Source organism: Flavobacterium sp. UBA4854 (assembly GCF_002399805.1).
Lineage (GTDB): Bacteria > Bacteroidota > Bacteroidia > Flavobacteriales > Flavobacteriaceae > Flavobacterium > Flavobacterium ginsengisoli.
In genome coordinates this window covers 54,634-71,794 of record NZ_DHEI01000050.1, presented here as the reverse complement: position 1 = coordinate 71,794, position 17,161 = coordinate 54,634, and the positions used below count along the sequence as shown (strand labels likewise).

The following is a 17,161-nucleotide window of genomic DNA, read 5'->3' as shown; positions in this document are numbered from 1 at the left end:
ATTAACACAGATTAGAAAATCCTAATAATCCAAATAATCTCTGGCAAAAAAAATAAAGACAAAGCTTTGCGTTCTTAGCGTTTATACTAGGCTATGCTTAAAAAAATCTTTGCGCTCTTTGCGTTAAAAATTCTTTGTATTTCACATTTTACCATTCACATTTCGCATCTCGCAAATCACAACTTACGCGCTGTCCATTTCACCTTAGAGTTTGTCCGTTTCACCTATTTTCTCATTTCGTAAGAAGGGTTATCGAAATACTTTTGACAAAGAAATTAACGAAAACAAATAATTTAAATCAGAAATTATGGAAACGAAAAAACAAAAAACATGGGTTATAATCGCAATTATTGTTTTAGGAATCATTGCCTTTTTAGTTCCGAATCAGATTGCAGCGCAGGGAGTAAAACGAATCGATTTGCAGAAACATGATCTAAGCACTCCAGGAAAAGAAATGGTTCAGGCACGAATCGATTTTGAAGGACATTCAGCTTTTGGGAAACATTCTCATCCAGGCGAAGAAGTAATTTACGTTGTTGAAGGTTCGCTGGAATATCAGATTGAAGACGAAAAGCCAGTGACACTAAAAGCAGGCGAAGTACTTTTTATTCCAGCTGGCGTAGTGCATTCTGCTAAAAATAATACAAATGCGAAAGCATCAGAACTGGCGACTTATATTATAGAAAAAGGGAAACCGATACTTGTAATGAAAAAATAGTTCCAAGTTTAAGGTTTTTGCCACGAAGGCTCAAAGACGCAAAGATTTATTTTATAACAAATTCCACAAAGACTTTTATTGTAAATTCCTTAATAATAATTATTCTAAAAAAAAGAATCTTAGTGCCTTCGTGTCTTCGTGGCAAAATCTTTCCCCGTCCATTTCACCCTCGACTTTGTCCACTTCACCTTTTTTTACCTTTTAAAACAAGCATTGTCAAAATACCTTTGACGAAGAAATTAACTGATAATCAACTAATCAAATAATAAAAATTATGAAAACACTATTCAATATTTTAATCACTATTCTTTTTATGAATGCAACTTTCACTCAAGCACAGACTTCAACACAAAAAGCAATTGAAGTAAACAGTTCGCTTGGAACATTAAAACAAATCAACGCTGGATTATTAAACGTGGGTTATACCGAAGCAGGTCCGTCAAATGGAACTCCAGTAATATTACTTCACGGTTGGCCTTACGATATTCACAGTTACAACGAAGTCGTTCCGATTTTGGTTTCAAAAGGATACCATGTTTTTACACCTTATTTACGCGGATTCGGGACAACGACTTTCCTTTCAAAAGAAACTTTCAGAAACGGTCAGCAAGCGGCTTTAGCAAGTGATATTATCGCTTTTATGGATGCACTAAAAATTGACAAAGCTGTAATTGGCGGTTTCGACTGGGGTGCTAGAACAGCGGTTGTAGTATCGGCACTTTGGCCAGAACGCGTAAAAGGTTTGGTTTCTGTAAGTGGTTATTTGGTGGTGAATTTAGAAGCAAACTTAAAACCACTTCCTCCAACAGCTGAGTTAGGATGGTGGTACCAATATTATTTCGCAACCGAAAGAGGAAAACAAGGTTACACACAAAACACTTACGATTTTAATAAGCTAATCTGGAAAATCGCTTCTCCGTTATGGAATTTTGACAAATCAACTTACGATCAAACGGCTCAGTCTTTTGACAATCCAGATCACGTAGCAATTGTGATTCACAATTACAGATGGAGACAATCTCTAGAAGCAGGTGAAGCGAAATACGATAATCTAGAAAAACGCCTTGCTGCAAAACCAGAGATTAAAGTTCCAACGATTACAATAGGAAGTGATTTTGACGGCGCTTTCGCGGATGGAAAAGCATACGCAAACAAATTCACAGGAAAATACGAACATAGAGTTTTAAAAGGAATCGGACACAACGTTCCGCAAGAAGATCCAAAGGCGTTTGCACAAGCGATAATCGACGTATCTAAATAATGGTGAATCATTCTTTTACTTTTTACATTTCACAAAAAACATTTCACTTTTTACAAATAACATTTTACACAAAAAAACATGGAAACAAAAGTTTTATACACAGGCAGAACACACACAACAGGCGGTAGAGAAGGAGCTTCTCAAAGTTCAGACGAACAATTAAATATCAAATTAAGCGTACCGGGATCTTCGCGTCCGGGAACAAATCCGGAGCAATTGTTTGCTGCGGGATGGTCGGCTTGTTTTATTGGAGCTTTAGGAATTGCAGCTTCTAAACTTGGCGTTAGACTTCCAGCAGAAACCGCTGTGGATGCCGAAGTAGATTTATGTGTAGCAGAAGGAGAATATTCGCTTCAGGCAAGATTAAATATAAGTCTTCCTGGAATTGATATTCAAACTGCAGAAGCTTTGGCGGCGCAAGCACATCAGACTTGTCCATATTCTAAAGCAACGAGAGGAAATATAAATGTTGAGATTAATATTCTATAATAGTTTTAAGTTATGAATTATGAGTTATGAGTTGATTCGAAAACTCTACTCTTAACAAACGTAACAGGTTTTTAAAACCTGTTACGTTTAATAAATGCAATTATGAAAAAGATAAAAATTTTAAGCGGATTTGTAATGCTGTTTTTTTTAATTGGAAACAGCGTTTTTAGTCAAAACAATTCAAAAGGTTTTGCACTTTTAGAATTGTATACTTCAGAAGGCTGTTCGAGCTGTCCGCCAGCAGATGAATTGCTTGGGAAAATTCAGAATGAATACCGTGATAAAAACGTTTATGTATTGGCTTATCATGTAGATTATTGGGATAAACAAGGTTGGAAAGATATTTTCAGTAATGCCGATTTTACCAAAAGACAATACGATTACGCGCAATTTCTAGGAAAAGAACCAATCTACACGCCTCAGGTAATCATTAACGGAAAAACAGATTATATCGGTTCTCAGGAAACGAGTCTCAGAAACGGAATTAAATCGGCACTTTCAAAGCAAGTTTCGGCAAGTTTAGGTTTAGAAGCAAGTCAAAATGCTAATTCGCTTTCTGTAAATTATAACGTTGAAAGCACTTCAAAAAACAGTCGTTTGCTGATTGCAGTTGTTCAGAAAGAAGCTAAAAGCAATGTAAAAAGAGGCGAGAATGCTAATCGAGTTTTATCGCATTATCAAATTGTTCGTAATCTGCAATCTGTAGATTTAAGTAAAGCCAAAAAAGGAACGGCAGCGATTCATCTTCCTAAAAATTATAATGCACAGGATTTCGAAATAATCGGGTTTATTCAGGATATGAATTCAGGTACTATTTTAGGAATTAAGAGAGTTTAGCTTTAGTATTAAAAAAATCTCTCGCAGATTTTGGAGATTATGCAGATAAAAAAAAACAGCTAGATCTGCTAAATCTGCGAGAGAAATTTACCGATTCAAAGAACCTAGTTTTTTACTCCCAGTTTTTCCACACAGTTTGTCATCCCGAGGAACGAGGGATCTCCACAAGAAACTCCGCAAACAAAATTGACAATCTTTGTAGAGCTACTTGTGGAGATCCCTCGTTCCTCGGGATGACAAAAAATGAGAAAATAAAGTTCTACGAGATTAAAGTTTATCTGCACTTATCTCCTAAAATCCTATAAAATCTGCGTGAAATCTTTTTCAAATAAACTTATCTTTGATCATAACAAACCTATTACAATATGGAAAAAACAAAACGTTTTCAGGTTTCGCTCAAAGTCATTTGGGGAAGTTCGATTGCATTGGCGGTTATGGCTTCGATACCTAAATTATTTGATGCCGATTCTACACCTGGAGACCTTATTATAAATTCTTCGATTACGCTGTTGTTTTCCCTTTTTATATGGTATTACAACATTTACAGTTTACCAAAGTTTTCTGCTAACCATGCCAATAAAAGTCTCTTTAACTGGAAACTTTTACTGAGTGTTATTCTGGGGATTGTTTTAATGGTGATTCTGGTAATTGCGCATCAGGAACTGTTTCAAGTTTCAAAAATGGATGCTCCAATCATGTTTGAACTTCGCGGAGTTTTAATCAACTTGATTGTGTATATGTTTTTGCATTTGCTTTTTCAAAATTATCAAACACAGCAAATGGGAGTTGAATTGGAACGTACAAAAGCCGTAAACCTTGGCGCTCAATACGAATTGCTGAAACAGCAGGTAAATCCGCATTTTTTGTTTAATAGTTTGAATACGCTGAAATCTATGGTTGATATCCAAGATCCGCAGAGTTCTGATTTTATCTTGAAATTATCTGATTTTTATCGTTTTACGTTAGAAAGCCGAAAAATGGATTTGATTCCGCTTCGCGAAGAACTACAGATTTTAGATTCGTATGTATATCTGCTAAAAGCGCGTTTTGAAGACGGATTTATTTTAGAAAACGAAATTGATTCTAAACAGTACGATTCTGCAATTCCGCCTTTTACTTTGCAATTATTAATTGAAAACTGCATCAAACACAATGTCGTTTCTTTAGATAAACCTCTCAAAATAAAGCTTTATACAGAAAACGAATTTTTGGTAGTTGAAAATAAAATTCAGCTCAAAAGAGGCGCCGTTTCTACAGGTGTTGGTTTAGATAATATCAACCAACGTTTTATGCACCTGATTCATAAAGAAATTGAAATTGACAAAGACGAAACTACCTTTAAAGTTAAAATACCACTAAATTATGACTATCATAATAATTGAAGATGAAGTAAAAACAGCCAAAGCGCTTGGCCAACTAATTCTGAGCATCAGACCTGATGTTCAGATTTTGTCATATATACAAAGTATTGACGGCGCAGTAGATTATCTTTTAGAAAACGATCAGCCCGATCTTATTTTTATGGATATTCAGCTGGCAGACGGTCAGTGTTTTGAGATTTTTAAGAATGTTGAGGTTTTGTCACCTGTAATTTTCTGCACCGCTTTTGATGATTATGCGATCGAAGCGTTCAAATCAAACGGAATTGATTATGTTTTAAAACCTTTTTCGAGAGATAGTATTTCGCAGGCTTTAAAGAAAGCTGGAGAACTGAAAAACTTCTTTCAAAGAAACAAAAAAGCCATGCCCGATTTTGATTATTTGTTGACTAGAACTGGTGAAAACAAAGGTAAAAGCAGTTTTTTAGTTTTCAAAAACAATAAATATCAAACCGTTTTAACCGAGAATATTGCGTTTTTCTTTATCAAAAATGAAACGCCAACAATTATGACTTTAGATAAAAACGAATATCCGTTAACACAGTCGTTAGATGAAATTCATAAGCTTTTACCGCCAATTCAGTTCTTTAGAATCAACAGACAATATTTGGTTAATTTTTCGGCTATTCGCGAAGCAGAACATTATTTTTCGCGTAAAATAATCGTGAAATTAAGCGTTCCAACAGAAGAAAAATTGTTGGTCGGAAAAGAAAAAGCAACGGCATTTTTAAGCTGGTTAGAAAACCGATAAAACCAATTAATTTACCATTTTCTGAGATAAACTAATTGGCTTGATTTTATAACCCTGGAAACATAAAACAGCTTATNNNGAAATTCTATAAATATTTTACCCTGCTGGGGCTTTTATTTATAAATTGGTTTTTAATATTCATTCAAACACAAAAGAACTTACTTTTTGAGAAAGTCTCTTGTTTTTTGCTATCTCCATTAAAAGTTTTCGGTAGATGGACTATAAGTAGCTGTATACAATTTTCTATACATTGCATACGTTACGCTTACCATTACNNCCTGGAAACATAAAACAGCTTATGAAAAACAAAGCTGAAAGTATAAAGCAGAGAATTAGAATGATCTTTTTCATCTTAATTTGTATTAGATAGACTAAGAAATAATAAAATGCCTAATATCAATTATTAGGCATTTTTATTTTAATGTAGTTTTGTTTTAATTGATTGCTGATGGAGTATAAGTTGCGGTATACAGTTTTCTGTACATAGCATACGTTACGCTTACCATTACAAAAGCAATAATAGCATCTGTCGCAGCACCAAAACCTAAAACGGCAATTTTTGAAAAGAAAGCAAAGATGATATCGAAAAATACTCCTGCGAAAACCCATTCTTTCAATCGTAATAATTTGTTCGGAATTAAAAGTGTAATAACACCAGCTACTTTAAAAACGCCAAGGATGTAAATGAAATGTGCTGGATAACCTAATTGTTGTGTGATTCCCCAAACTAATGGATTGTTTGTTAATTCGAAGAAACCGCTTGCGCCAAACCATAAAGAAGTTAATACTGCGCCTGTCCAATAGATAATTTTTGTTGTTTTTGAGTTCATGATTTTGATATTTAAAGTTATTTAACGGTACAAATGTGCGTTGAAAGCTTTAAAATCGAAATCGGAATCTTGGTGAAACGGACAAACTTCGGGGTGAACTGGACAGAGTGTGACTTGTGTATTTTACCGCAAAGTACGCTAAGATTCTGTATATAAATGCTGGAGATTTTAAGTTCACAAAGGTTTATTTCACGCAGATTTTAAATGATTTAGGCAGATAAGCGCGGATTTTTTTAAGGCTTAAAAATTAAAATCTGCTAAAATCTGAAGAATCTGCGCTGCGTGAAACAAAATCATTTTAATCTTTTTAATCTGTGGTTTTTAAAAAAAACTTTGCAACTCTGCGACTTTGCGAGATTAAAAAAGTTTAAGCACAAGCTTAACAGCTAGTAAGACCTTTGCGAACTTAAATTTTACAGCATTTATATAAAAAAAGAATCTTTGTGCACTTTGCGTTAAAAAACTATACTGACATTTCAGCAATTAAAGCCTGCATTAATTCACTGGCTTTACGATATTTTAAATTACATGTGTTTTGTCCCGACCAGAAATTTACTAAATCGGTTCTTCCTTGAGCTAAAGCAGCAGTTTTTAAAGAAGCCATTAATCTAGTTTGAAGCGGAAAAGGAAGCACTTCAGATTCAAAAGGAACAGTGTCAGATATTTTATTGCAAACCATTCGGCCCATTCTTCCTGTAAGCGATTTTGAAATTGTTGTCGGAATATTGGGATTTGCAAACAATGTTTCTTTATGTAAAGGCACAGCAGCAGATTCGTCGGTAACCATAAAAGCAGTTCCCAATTGGACAGCATCGGCACCTAAAGTCATAGCGGCGGCGATTCCTTTAGCATCTATAATTCCGCCAGCAGCAATAATTGGCGTTTTGGTTTTTGCTTTTAATTGCTGAATGAGACTAAATAATCCTGTAAAAGAATCTTGAGCAGGTTTTAAAAACGATGGCCTGTGTCCGCCAGCTTCAAATCCTGCGGCGACAATTGCGTCTACTTCCGCATCTTCTAGTGCAAGTGCTTCTTCTAATGTTGTGGCAGCACCAACGGTTTTTATTCCAAGTTTTCTGCTTTCTTGAAGGATTTCTTTTGACGGAATTCCGAAAATGAAACTAAAAACAGCAGGTTTAAGTTCGAATAAAACTTCTACTTGTTTTTCAAATTTCGAAGGAATATCAGAAGATAAATCAGGAAGCGAAATTCCTAATTCATCAAAGTAAGGTTTAAAATTATGTTTTAACTTTTCTAATTTCTCTTTTGGATAATTTATAAGACTTTCATCAACATCATTAACCCATAAATTGATGTTATAAGGTTTAGAAGTGGCAAGTTTGATTTCTTTTCCAGCTTGTCGAATTTCTTCTGGTGTGAGCGTATAAGCGCCGTAACTGCCCAATCCGCCTGCGTTGCTTACAGCTGCCAAAAGTGAAGCTGTAGAAAAACCGCCTCCCATAGGGCCTTGTAAAATTGGATACTCAATGCCTAGTAATTCTGTTATTTTGGTTTTCATGCGTGAACCTAATTTTTATACGAATAGTAAAATTACTAAATATTAAAACGGTTCGCTTCAATAATTTTTATTGTTTTTTAAAGTAAGAAACAAAAAAGGAAAGGCTGTTTTTTCAGGAATGAAATTTTACGGTTGAGTCGTTAAAAATGATTATTCGGTTATATAAAAAAAGATTGAAGCCTTTATTTGAGCATTTTTGCGAGAAAGTTTAATTATATTCTATGAATTCACCTCTTACTATAATCGCCGCAACAAATTTTTCTGCCATCGCCACTAATGCAGTTAATTATGCCGCTGGACTTGCCAAAGCCACAGGCGCAAAATTGGTTTTATTTAATTCATTTTCATTGAGTGTGCACAGTGCTAACTCTCATATAACTGCAGATGCAATGCAAAAGCAGATTGAAAGAGCGATTTCTAAACTAGAAAACTTAGCTAAAGAAATGGCCGATTCGTTTAAAATCGAAACAGCAGCAATCTGTACGTATTCTTTTTTGGAAGATGAACTTCCGAAAATTATTGCAGAAACAAACGCAGATGTAGTTGTAATGGGAATGGCCGAACGTTCTTTTGAACAGGAATTATTAGGAAATTCAACTACAACGGCAATTAAGAATCTTCAAATTCCCGTTTTGGCAGTTCCTGAAAATGCACATTTCTTAAATATCAAAAAAGTATTATATGCATGCGATAGTTTGAGTTTTTCGGCTATTAAGAAATTCAGCTGGATTAAAAATGCTTTGGGAGATTTTGGTGCAGAAATTGAGTTTTTTAGTGTAGACGAAAAATTAGACGATTTAAAAGAAGAACAACACAGAGTTTTAATGAATTCGAATATCGAAAAAGAATTTGAAGATGTAAAATATCTTTATAAAACGGTAAGATCGAATGCTGTTATTAACGAAATCAGAAAAGAAATTAAGAATTACGAGGCCGATTTACTGATTATGGTGCCTCAAAAATACGGTTTTTGGGATTCTTTGGTTCATAGAAGTAAAACTAGGATTTTGGCAGCAGGGCTTGATATTCCATTATTGTCGTTTCCGAATTATTAAAGATTGATTTGATTTAAAAATAATGATATAAAAATTACAAGGTTTTTTTGAAGAAATTTTATCAGAATAAATTTTAACAGATTTTTTTTGATTTTAGGGAATCTATAATTTTTAGCGTTTGTTGCCGAATTTCAAAATTATATTTTAACATTTGAGGCAGTTTTGTTAATTATTCTTAATTGTCTGCTAGTTTCAGATTTTTTTAAATTAATTTTGTGGCACTCTAAAAACTTAAATGCAAATAGGTTTTTTATCAGTATGGCAACAGCTACAATTGAGAGTTATCTACAAACTGAAACAGCATTATATGATTTTAAAAATAAGATAAATTAAAGATTATATACCAAGTAATACCGAGAGAACACTTGGTGTATATTTTTAATTTATTTTAATTGGATTTTGTATAATCTTTTTGGTTTGTTCGGGTTTTTAAAACAATATTTCTCAGAAAAGTTATTGTCAGCAGATTTAATCGGCTTTTTAGGAATGCAATTGTCTTTCCTGCATCAGTTCTAAAGAAACTGTAAAAAGAAGAGAAAAGTATTAAGCATTGGGTTCTAAGAGTACAAAGCTTAAAAAAAATAAAAAACAATGAGCGCAGTAATTACAGCAATAGGTGGTTTCGTACCATCATCAATTCTGACCAATAAAAAGATTTCAGAAACAGTTGATACATCGGAGGAATGGATCATTAAAAGAACTGGAATTAAAGAACGTAGAATCGCAGACGACGACACAGCAACATCTGATCTTGCTGCGGCAGCGATTGAAAATCTTTTCGAAAATTATAACGTAGATCGAAACGAGATTGAAGCTTTGCTTGTCGCAACAGCAACTCCCGATCACATTTTAGCGCCAACTGCAAGTATTGTTTGCGATAAAAGCGGACTTACAAATGCTTTTGGGATTGACATGAACGCAGCTTGTAGCGGATTTCTATATGCGCTAGAAATGGGAGCAAATATGATCGAAAGCGGACGTTATAAGAAATTAATCATCGTTGGAGCTGATAAAATGAGCTCTATCGTAGATTATGAAGATCGTAATACTTGTATTCTTTTCGGAGATGGAGCAGGTGCGGTTTTGTTAGAAAAAACAGAATCTGAGTACGGTTTAATGAAAACGATTTTAAAAACTGACGGAAGCGGAGTTTCTTCTTTGGCTGTACCAGCTGGAGGTTCTAGAAACCCAACTTCTATGCAGAGTCTTTTGCACAGAACGCATTATTTAAAACAAGACGGAGCTTTTGTATTTAAGAGAGCTGTTGCAGCAATGAGCCAAGTTTCTCAAGATGCTTTAGTAAAGAATGATTTGGAAGCAGCTCAAATTGATTGGGTTGTGCCACATCAAGCCAATTTGAGAATTATTAATGCTGTTGGCGAAAGTTTAAATATTGATTCTGATAAAGTAAAAGTAAATATTGACCGTTACGGAAATACAACATCGGCAACAGTTCCTTTATGTTTATGGGATTTTGCAGCCGATTTCAAAGAAGGTCAAAATGTATTGATTACTACTTTTGGTGCAGGTTTTTCTTGGGGTGCAACGTGTCTGAAATGGGGCGTTATGCGTGAGAAAAATCCAGTTGCTATCATAAAAGCAGACAAAAAAGAAGAAGGTGTTCTTGTTGAACACTAATAAGATAGGATTTTTCAATTTTACAGTTGAGGGAATTAATGGGTAGAAAGAACCAAAATAAAAAATCGGGCAAGAATTTTTTCTATAAATACTACAGGGTTATAGTAATTCCAGCCGTTTTTTTGGTCTATCTTTCTTCGTATTATTTTCTAAATCCGTACCGAAATTTTGAAGAAGAAGGTTTGCTCGATTTAGATCAGACCTTCGATATCTTCATTATTTTATTGTATTGCGCCATCCTTACAGAACTAACTTTGTTTGTTGGACGCAAATTAAATTACTACATCAGTTGGGAACAAAATCCGGCTTTTAGAGCAATAGCACAGTTTATTTGTCTTATTGCCGGAAATATACTTTTAAACTATTTTTTCTCTTGCCTTTGGGATTATTTATATCCTTGTACTGCTTTAGAAGAAAATGATTTGGTTGTAATATGGCAGTCTAAAATTATGGCTGCAATTATTTCACTTTTTATAAGTGCCATTCATACCGGAATATTTCTATTAAACAGATGGCGTTTAAATGCTATAGAAACAGCAGAATTAAAGGTTAAAGCCTCTGAACTTCAAGAAGCGGTAACGCGTTCAAAATTAGAATCTCTTAAAATGCAGTTAGATCCGCATTTTGTATTCAATAATTTCAGCACTTTGACAGAGCTGATTTATGAAGATCAGAAAGAAGCAGCTTCGTTCTTAGAAAATATAACGAGAGTATATCGTTATATGATTTCGAATTCAAATAAAGATACCATTACAGTTAAAGAGGAAATCGAATTCTTGAATGCGTATTTTTATTTGTTGAAGAAAAGATTGGGCGAAAAAATAGATTTAAAAATTCAGGTTGACGCTGCTTCGCTTGCACTTCATTTACCGCCTTTAACGTTGCAATTATTGGTAGAAAATGCCGTAAAACATAATATGGCAACTTTGGCCAATCCGCTTACGATTACTGTTTTCTCTAATTCTGGAGATATTATTGTTCGAAATAACTTGCAGCAAACAGCTGGAAAAAGTCTGGTTTCAACAGGAATTGGAAATAAAAATATTGAATTTCGTTATAAAATTTTATCTGAAAGAATGCCAACTTTTAGCGAATCAAACGGCTATTATGAAGTGCATCTGCCATTAATTTAAGAATTATGAAAATTTTAATTGTAGAAGATGAAAGCATTAACGCCAGCAGGTTAAAGAGACTGTTGGAAGAACTAGAACCCAATTGTGAAATTTTAGACATAATTGACACGGTTGTCGATACTGTTTCATGGCTAAAATCTAACCCAAAACCCGATTTAATTACAATGGACATCCGTTTAGCAGACGGACTTAGTTTTGCTATTTTTGATGAAATCAACATTACTTGTCCTGTAATTTTTACTACAGCTTATGACGAATATGCAATTCGTGCTTTTAAGGTAAACAGCATCGATTATTTGATGAAACCCATTGAAAAGACGGAGTTGGAGTTTGCCCTAGCTAAATTCAAATCTTTAAATAAAAATGAATCTAGCGTAACCAATATCGCAGGAATCCTAAAAGAACTGATCGAAAAACCAGTTTTCAGAATGCGTTTTTTGGTAACGTATCGTGACGGTTATAAAAGTGTAGACGTTTCAGATATCGACTTTATATATTCTGAGTTTAAAACCAGTAATTTGTTTCTTAAATCTGGTGTCATTATCTCAATTCCGCAAACTATGGAAGAACTGGAGCAAGAATTAGATCCGAATATCTTTTTCCGCGCTAACCGTCAGTTTTTCATTCGTGCCGAAAGCATTAAATCTATTGCGAACTATTTCAACGCAAAATTAAAAATCCAACTTAGACTAGATCCTGAACGCGAGGTAATCATCAGCAGAGAAAAAACTCCTTTCTTTAAGCAGTGGATGGATAGATAAGAAAGTTTCTAAGTTTCTAAGATGCTAAGTTTTTTTTGCCACGAAGGCGCTAAGGCGCAAAGTTTTTTTATCCTATTTTTTACAGTCTAGTTTGTCATTTCGACCGTAGGGAGAAATCTCCACAAGTAGCTCTACAAAGATTGGCGATTTAGTTTACGGAATTTCTTGCGGAGATCCTTCCTTCGTCAGGATGACAAACAATGCATTAAATCTGCACAATATAAGAAAAGAAAAACTCTTTAATTCTTTTAATCTGTGGCAAAAAAAACTTTGCGACTCTCGTCTTTGCGAAATTTCCTTTCATTTATTCTTAAAAAAAACTTTGTGCCCTAGCGCCTTCGTGGCACAACAAAACCCATCCGTTTCAGTATCAAAAAATGTCGTTTGGGTAAATTTCTTCCTTAAAAATGCGGTTTTACGCTGTTATTTTGCTGCCAAATTTGAGGTAATTCATTTAAAAATGAAAAGTAAAATGACAAAACAGTTTTTTAAAAATAATAAAGCAATTGGCAGAATTGCAATTTTATTGATAACCATTTCTCTTGCATCATGTGGGAAAAGCGGAGATGCTCAGATGGCTCCTCCAAAGCCAGAAGTAGACTTTCTTCAGACCAATTCGGCAACAGGAGAAGTTGAAAAGAAATATCCAGGAACAGTTGAAGGTTCTGTAAACGTTGATATAAAAGCACAAGTATCAGGTTATTTGGAAGCAATTTATGTAAAAGAAGGAGATTATGTAACCAAAGGACAATCTCTTTTTAAAATTAAAGGTGACGTTTATGCCGAACAAGTTAACAATAGTCGTGCAGCTTACAAAAGCGCTTTGGCAAATCAAGCAAATGCGAAACTGGAAGTAGAAAAAATTAAACCTTTAGTAGAAGGAAAAGTTTTCTCAGACATGCAGTTAAAAACGGCACAGGCCAATTACGAAGCAGCAACTGCACAAGTAGCACAGGCTAAGGCCGCTTTAGGATCATCTCAGTTAAATGCCGATTTCTCTTTGATTAAAGCTCCTGTAAGCGGCTATATTAGCCGTATTCCAAACCGAATTGGAAATTTAGTTACACCGACAGATGCTGTTCCGCTGACGGTTTTATCTGAAATCAATAACGTCTTCGTTTATTTTTCACTGACAGAAGCAGATTATTTAGCTTTTTCTAAAGATGCTAAAAAGTAATCAGACTGTAAGTTTAATTATGGCCGATGACAGCGAGTACGATCAAAAAGGAAAATTGGAAGTTGCAAGTGGAAACGTCGATCGTGCAACGGGTACAATTGCTTTAAAAGCTATTTTTCCAAATCCAAAAAAAGAATTACGTGCGGGAGGTTCTGCGAGAATTGTCTTGAACAAAAGTTTGTCGTCTGTAATTACAGTTCCGATGGCGAGCGTAAAAGATATTCAAGATAAATTCTTTGTTTTTATTCTAAAGGACGGCAATAAAATAGCTATGGTTCCAATCGAAATTGCAGGAAGTGCAGGAGTAGATTATTTCGTAAAATCAGGATTAAAAGCTGGAGATAAAGTAGCGCTGAATAATATCGATGTACTTTATGATGGAATGGAAGTCGTTCCAAAAATCGCTGCTAAAAACACAAGCAGTAAATAATTTTTCATTTAATAAAATAACATTTCCATGTTAAAGAAAATAATAGACAGGCCAGTATTGGCCACAGTTATCTCTATTGTACTGGTTATACTGGGGATCATAGGTCTTACCCGATTATCTGTAACGCGATTCCCAGATATTTCGCCGCCAACAGTTATGGTAAGCGGTTCTTATCCAGGAGGAAACAGTGAAACGGTTATTCGTTCGGTAGTAACACCTTTAGAAGAGCAGATTAACGGAGTAGAAAACATGCAGTACATTAAATCGACTGCAAGTAATGACGGATCTTTCTCTATCAGCGTAATTTTTAAACAAGGAGTAGATCCAGATCAAGCTGCGGTAAACGTTCAGAATAGAGTACAGCAAGCAACGCCAAAACTGCCTCAAGAAGTTATCCGAATGGGATTAACAACTTCGAAACAGCAAAATAGTATGATTGTTATTTTCAACTTATATACAGATGATAATAGCAAATATGACGAGTTGTTCTTGCAGAATTACGCCAATATCAACTTAGTTCCTCAAATGAAACGTGTTCCAGGTGTTGGACAAGTTCAGATTTTTGGACAGAAAGATTATTCGATGCGTGTTTGGTTGGATCCGCGTAAAATGGCAAGTGCAGGTTTAGTGCCTTCAGACGTAACACAGGCCATTGCAGAACAAAGTTTAGAATCGGCTCCAGGTAAATTGGGAGAAGAATCTACAGCAGCTTTAGAATATGTAATTCGTTACAAAGGAAAAAAGAACAAACCAGAACAATATGAAAATATTGTAGTTAAAAATGTTGGCAGCAATGTTTTAAGATTGAAAGATGTAGCGAGAGTTGAATTTGGTTCTATTTCGTACAGTGGTGATAATAAATCGAATAGTAAAAATGCCGTTACGATGGCGATTTTGCAGACTTCGGGTTCAAACGCCAATGATATCGAAATCGGAATCAATAAAGAAGTAGAACGATTATCGAAATCTTTTCCGCCAGGTATTAAATACGTAAACGTAATGAGTACCAAAGAAAGACTAGACGAAGCAACAGGTCAGGTAAAATCGACTTTATTTGAAGCTTTCATTCTGGTATTTATTGTGGTGTTTATTTTCCTTCAGGACATTCGCTCGACGATTATTCCTGCTATTGCAGTGCCTGTAGCGATCGTGGGAACGTTTTTCTTCCTGCTGGTTTTCGGATTTACGATTAACATCTTGACGCTTTTTGCCTTGGTATTAGCGATCGGAATTGTAGTCGATGATGCCATTGTTGTTGTCGAAGCCGTTCACAGTAAAATGGAAGAAGATGAAGAAATTTCAGCCAAAGAAGCAACTCATGGTGCGATGGCAGAAATTACAGGAGCCGTAATTTCGATTACTTTGGTGATGTCGGCAGTATTTATTCCAATCGGATTTATGACGGGATCTTCAGGGATTTTCTATAAACAATTTGCTTATACATTGGCCATTGCGATTATCATTTCTGCTGTAAATGCCTTGACGCTTACGCCTGCATTATGTGCGCTTTTGCTAAAAAATCATGGAGGTAAACATGGTGATCATGAACATAAAACGAGTTTTAAAGAGCGTTTTTTCGTCGGATTTAATACAAGTTTCGACAATTTAACGGGAAGATATATTAAAGGAGTCCGTTTCTTAATTGGAAGAAAATGGATTGCTGCAGGATTAGTAACAGGAATCACGGCAATTGCGGTTTACATGATGATGTCTACTCCAAAAAGTTTTGTGCCTTTAGAAGATGACGGTTTCATGGTTTATAGTTTGTCTATGCCACCAGGAACAGCTCTTGATCGAACTACTGCTGTAATTGAAAAATTAGAGAAAGAATTGGCTCCAATAGAAGCGATTGATGTTAATACGAGTATTACAGGATTCAATATTTTGAGCAATAGTGCCAGCCCTGCTTATGGTTTAGGATTTATCAAATTGAAACCTAAGAAAGAAAGAGGAGCGGTAAAGGATATTGAAGAAATCATGAATATCGTAAACGGAAAACTGGCTAAAATTAAAGAAGGTCAGATTATGGTTTTCAGAATGCCTCCTGTTGAAGGATTCGGGGTAACGAGTGGTGCTGAGATTGTATTGCAAGACAGAATGGCAAGAAGCCCGGAAACTTTAAAAGCAATGTCTGATAAAGTAATCGCAGAGATTATGAAACAGCCTGGAGTTCAGTACGCATATACCACTTTTAGAGCCGATTATCCGCAATTGGAATTGGAAGTTGACGAAGATAAAGCACGTCAAATGGGCGTAAATATCAAGGAACTTTTAGGAAATATTCAGACTTATTTTGCAGGAGATCAATCAGCTGACTTTTCAAGATTTGGTAAGTTTTACCGTGTGAATGTAAAAGCCGATGGTATTTTTAGAATGGATGAAGATGCATTTAATGAAATTTTTGTGAGAAATGCTCAAATGCAAATGGTTCCAGTAAAATCGATTGTGAAATTCCATAAAGTTTACGGTCCAGAATCAGTGAATCGTTATAACCTTTATAATTCAGTAAATATTACAGCAATGGCTTTGCCTGGCTACAGTAACGGACAAATTATGGCTAATCTAGAGCAAGTTTTAGATAAACTTCCGTCTGATTACAGTTACGAATGGACTGGTTTAAGTTTGGAAGAAAAAGCTGGAGGAAGTCAAACTGTTGCCATCTTCGGATTGTGTCTCTTGTTTGTATTTTTCTTATTGGCAGCACAATACGAAAGTTATTTATTGCCACTTGCGGTATTGCTTTCTATCCCCACAGGAATCTTAGGAGCTTTTGCAGGAGTTAAAGCAGTTGGTTTAGACAACAATATTTACGTTCAGGTTGGATTAATCATGCTGGTCGGACTTCTTGCTAAAAACGCCATTTTGATTGTGGAATTTGCTTTGCAGAGACGTCTTGCAGGATTAACAATAATTGAAGCCGCAATTGAAGGTTCAAGATCAAGATTACGACCAATTATCATGACTTCGCTAGCTTTTATTGTAGGTATGATTCCGTTAATGTTTGCCTCTGGAGGAACTGCAGTTGGAAACAGATCGATCAGTGTGAGTGCGGCAGTAGGAATGTTTAGCGGTGTTGTTTTGGGAATTTTTGTGATTCCGTTGCTTTTCATTGTATTCCAATATTTACAAGAAAAAGTATCAAGGAAAAAGATCGCAACTCAAGTTCAAACGATAAAAGAATAA

The 17,161-nt window shown here is 35.0% G+C and carries 15 protein-coding genes; 13 read left to right on the top strand and 2 right to left on the bottom strand.

Features of this window, described 5'->3' with window-relative positions; genetic code table 11:
- Nucleotides 1-307: 307 nt before the first annotated feature.
- The 6 genes from B3J44_RS07090 (at nt 308) to B3J44_RS07065 (ending at nt 5,435) form a co-directional block, all read left to right on the top strand.
- The gene (locus B3J44_RS07090) at nt 308-718 is read left to right on the top strand and encodes a cupin domain-containing protein (protein ID WP_286967379.1); all 411 of its coding nucleotides are present in this window, start codon (nt 308-310) and stop codon (nt 716-718) included.
- 274 nt (nt 719-992) lie between these two features.
- Entirely contained in the window at nt 993-1,979 is a 987-nt protein-coding gene (locus tag B3J44_RS07085; protein ID WP_286967378.1) for an alpha/beta fold hydrolase, read from the top strand.
- Between the two features lie 78 nt (nt 1,980-2,057).
- Nucleotides 2,058-2,468 carry an organic hydroperoxide resistance protein gene (locus B3J44_RS07080; RefSeq protein ID WP_286967377.1) on the top strand — a complete coding sequence of 137 codons (411 nt, stop codon included), beginning with the start codon at nt 2,058-2,060 and terminating at the stop codon, nt 2,466-2,468.
- 102 nt (nt 2,469-2,570) lie between these two features.
- A complete protein-coding gene (locus B3J44_RS07075; protein ID WP_286967376.1) occupies nt 2,571-3,305 on the top strand; it encodes a DUF1223 domain-containing protein in 735 nt (244 codons plus the stop codon).
- A gap of 365 nt (nt 3,306-3,670) precedes the next feature.
- Nucleotides 3,671-4,687, top strand: a complete 1,017-nt coding sequence (locus B3J44_RS07070) for a sensor histidine kinase (RefSeq protein ID WP_286967375.1) — start codon at nt 3,671-3,673, stop codon at nt 4,685-4,687.
- Complete coding sequence (locus B3J44_RS07065; protein WP_286967373.1) at nt 4,668-5,435, top strand: LytR/AlgR family response regulator transcription factor; 768 nt, start codon at nt 4,668-4,670, stop codon at nt 5,433-5,435. The genes B3J44_RS07070 and B3J44_RS07065 overlap by 20 nt, the downstream gene beginning before the upstream one ends.
- 434 nt (nt 5,436-5,869) lie before the next feature.
- Here B3J44_RS07065 and B3J44_RS07060 read toward each other — a convergent pair whose 3' ends face one another.
- A complete protein-coding gene (locus B3J44_RS07060) occupies nt 5,870-6,265 on the bottom strand; it encodes a DoxX family protein (RefSeq protein WP_198855885.1) in 396 nt (131 codons plus the stop codon).
- A gap of 463 nt (nt 6,266-6,728) precedes the next feature.
- On the bottom strand, nt 6,729-7,784 hold the full coding sequence (locus tag B3J44_RS07055) for an NAD(P)H-dependent flavin oxidoreductase (RefSeq protein ID WP_286967370.1): 1,056 nt from the start codon (nt 7,782-7,784) through the stop codon (nt 6,729-6,731).
- Nucleotides 7,785-8,005: 221 nt separating this feature from the next.
- Between B3J44_RS07055 and B3J44_RS07050 the strand changes: the two genes are divergently transcribed.
- The 7 genes from B3J44_RS07050 to B3J44_RS07020 all read left to right on the top strand — a co-directional run bounded on the left by B3J44_RS07050 (nt 8,006) and on the right by B3J44_RS07020 (nt 17,161).
- Nucleotides 8,006-8,839, top strand: coding sequence for a universal stress protein (locus tag B3J44_RS07050; protein WP_198855883.1), 834 nt, complete (start codon nt 8,006-8,008; stop codon nt 8,837-8,839).
- Nucleotides 8,840-9,430: 591 nt separating this feature from the next.
- Complete coding sequence (locus tag B3J44_RS07045; protein WP_286967368.1) at nt 9,431-10,477, top strand: beta-ketoacyl-ACP synthase III; 1,047 nt, start codon at nt 9,431-9,433, stop codon at nt 10,475-10,477.
- A gap of 38 nt (nt 10,478-10,515) precedes the next feature.
- Nucleotides 10,516-11,610 carry a sensor histidine kinase gene (locus B3J44_RS07040; RefSeq protein ID WP_286967367.1) on the top strand — a complete coding sequence of 365 codons (1,095 nt, stop codon included), beginning with the start codon at nt 10,516-10,518 and terminating at the stop codon, nt 11,608-11,610.
- A gap of 5 nt (nt 11,611-11,615) precedes the next feature.
- Entirely contained in the window at nt 11,616-12,371 is a 756-nt protein-coding gene (locus B3J44_RS07035; protein WP_198855880.1) for a LytR/AlgR family response regulator transcription factor, read from the top strand.
- A gap of 460 nt (nt 12,372-12,831) precedes the next feature.
- Nucleotides 12,832-13,548 carry an efflux RND transporter periplasmic adaptor subunit gene (locus tag B3J44_RS07030; protein WP_286967365.1) on the top strand — a complete coding sequence of 239 codons (717 nt, stop codon included), beginning with the start codon at nt 12,832-12,834 and terminating at the stop codon, nt 13,546-13,548.
- Entirely contained in the window at nt 13,535-13,978 is a 444-nt protein-coding gene (locus B3J44_RS07025) for an efflux RND transporter periplasmic adaptor subunit (protein ID WP_286967364.1), read from the top strand. Before B3J44_RS07030 ends, B3J44_RS07025 begins: the two co-directional genes overlap by 14 nt.
- A gap of 27 nt (nt 13,979-14,005) precedes the next feature.
- Nucleotides 14,006-17,161, top strand: a complete 3,156-nt coding sequence (locus tag B3J44_RS07020; RefSeq protein ID WP_286967362.1) for an efflux RND transporter permease subunit — start codon at nt 14,006-14,008, stop codon at nt 17,159-17,161.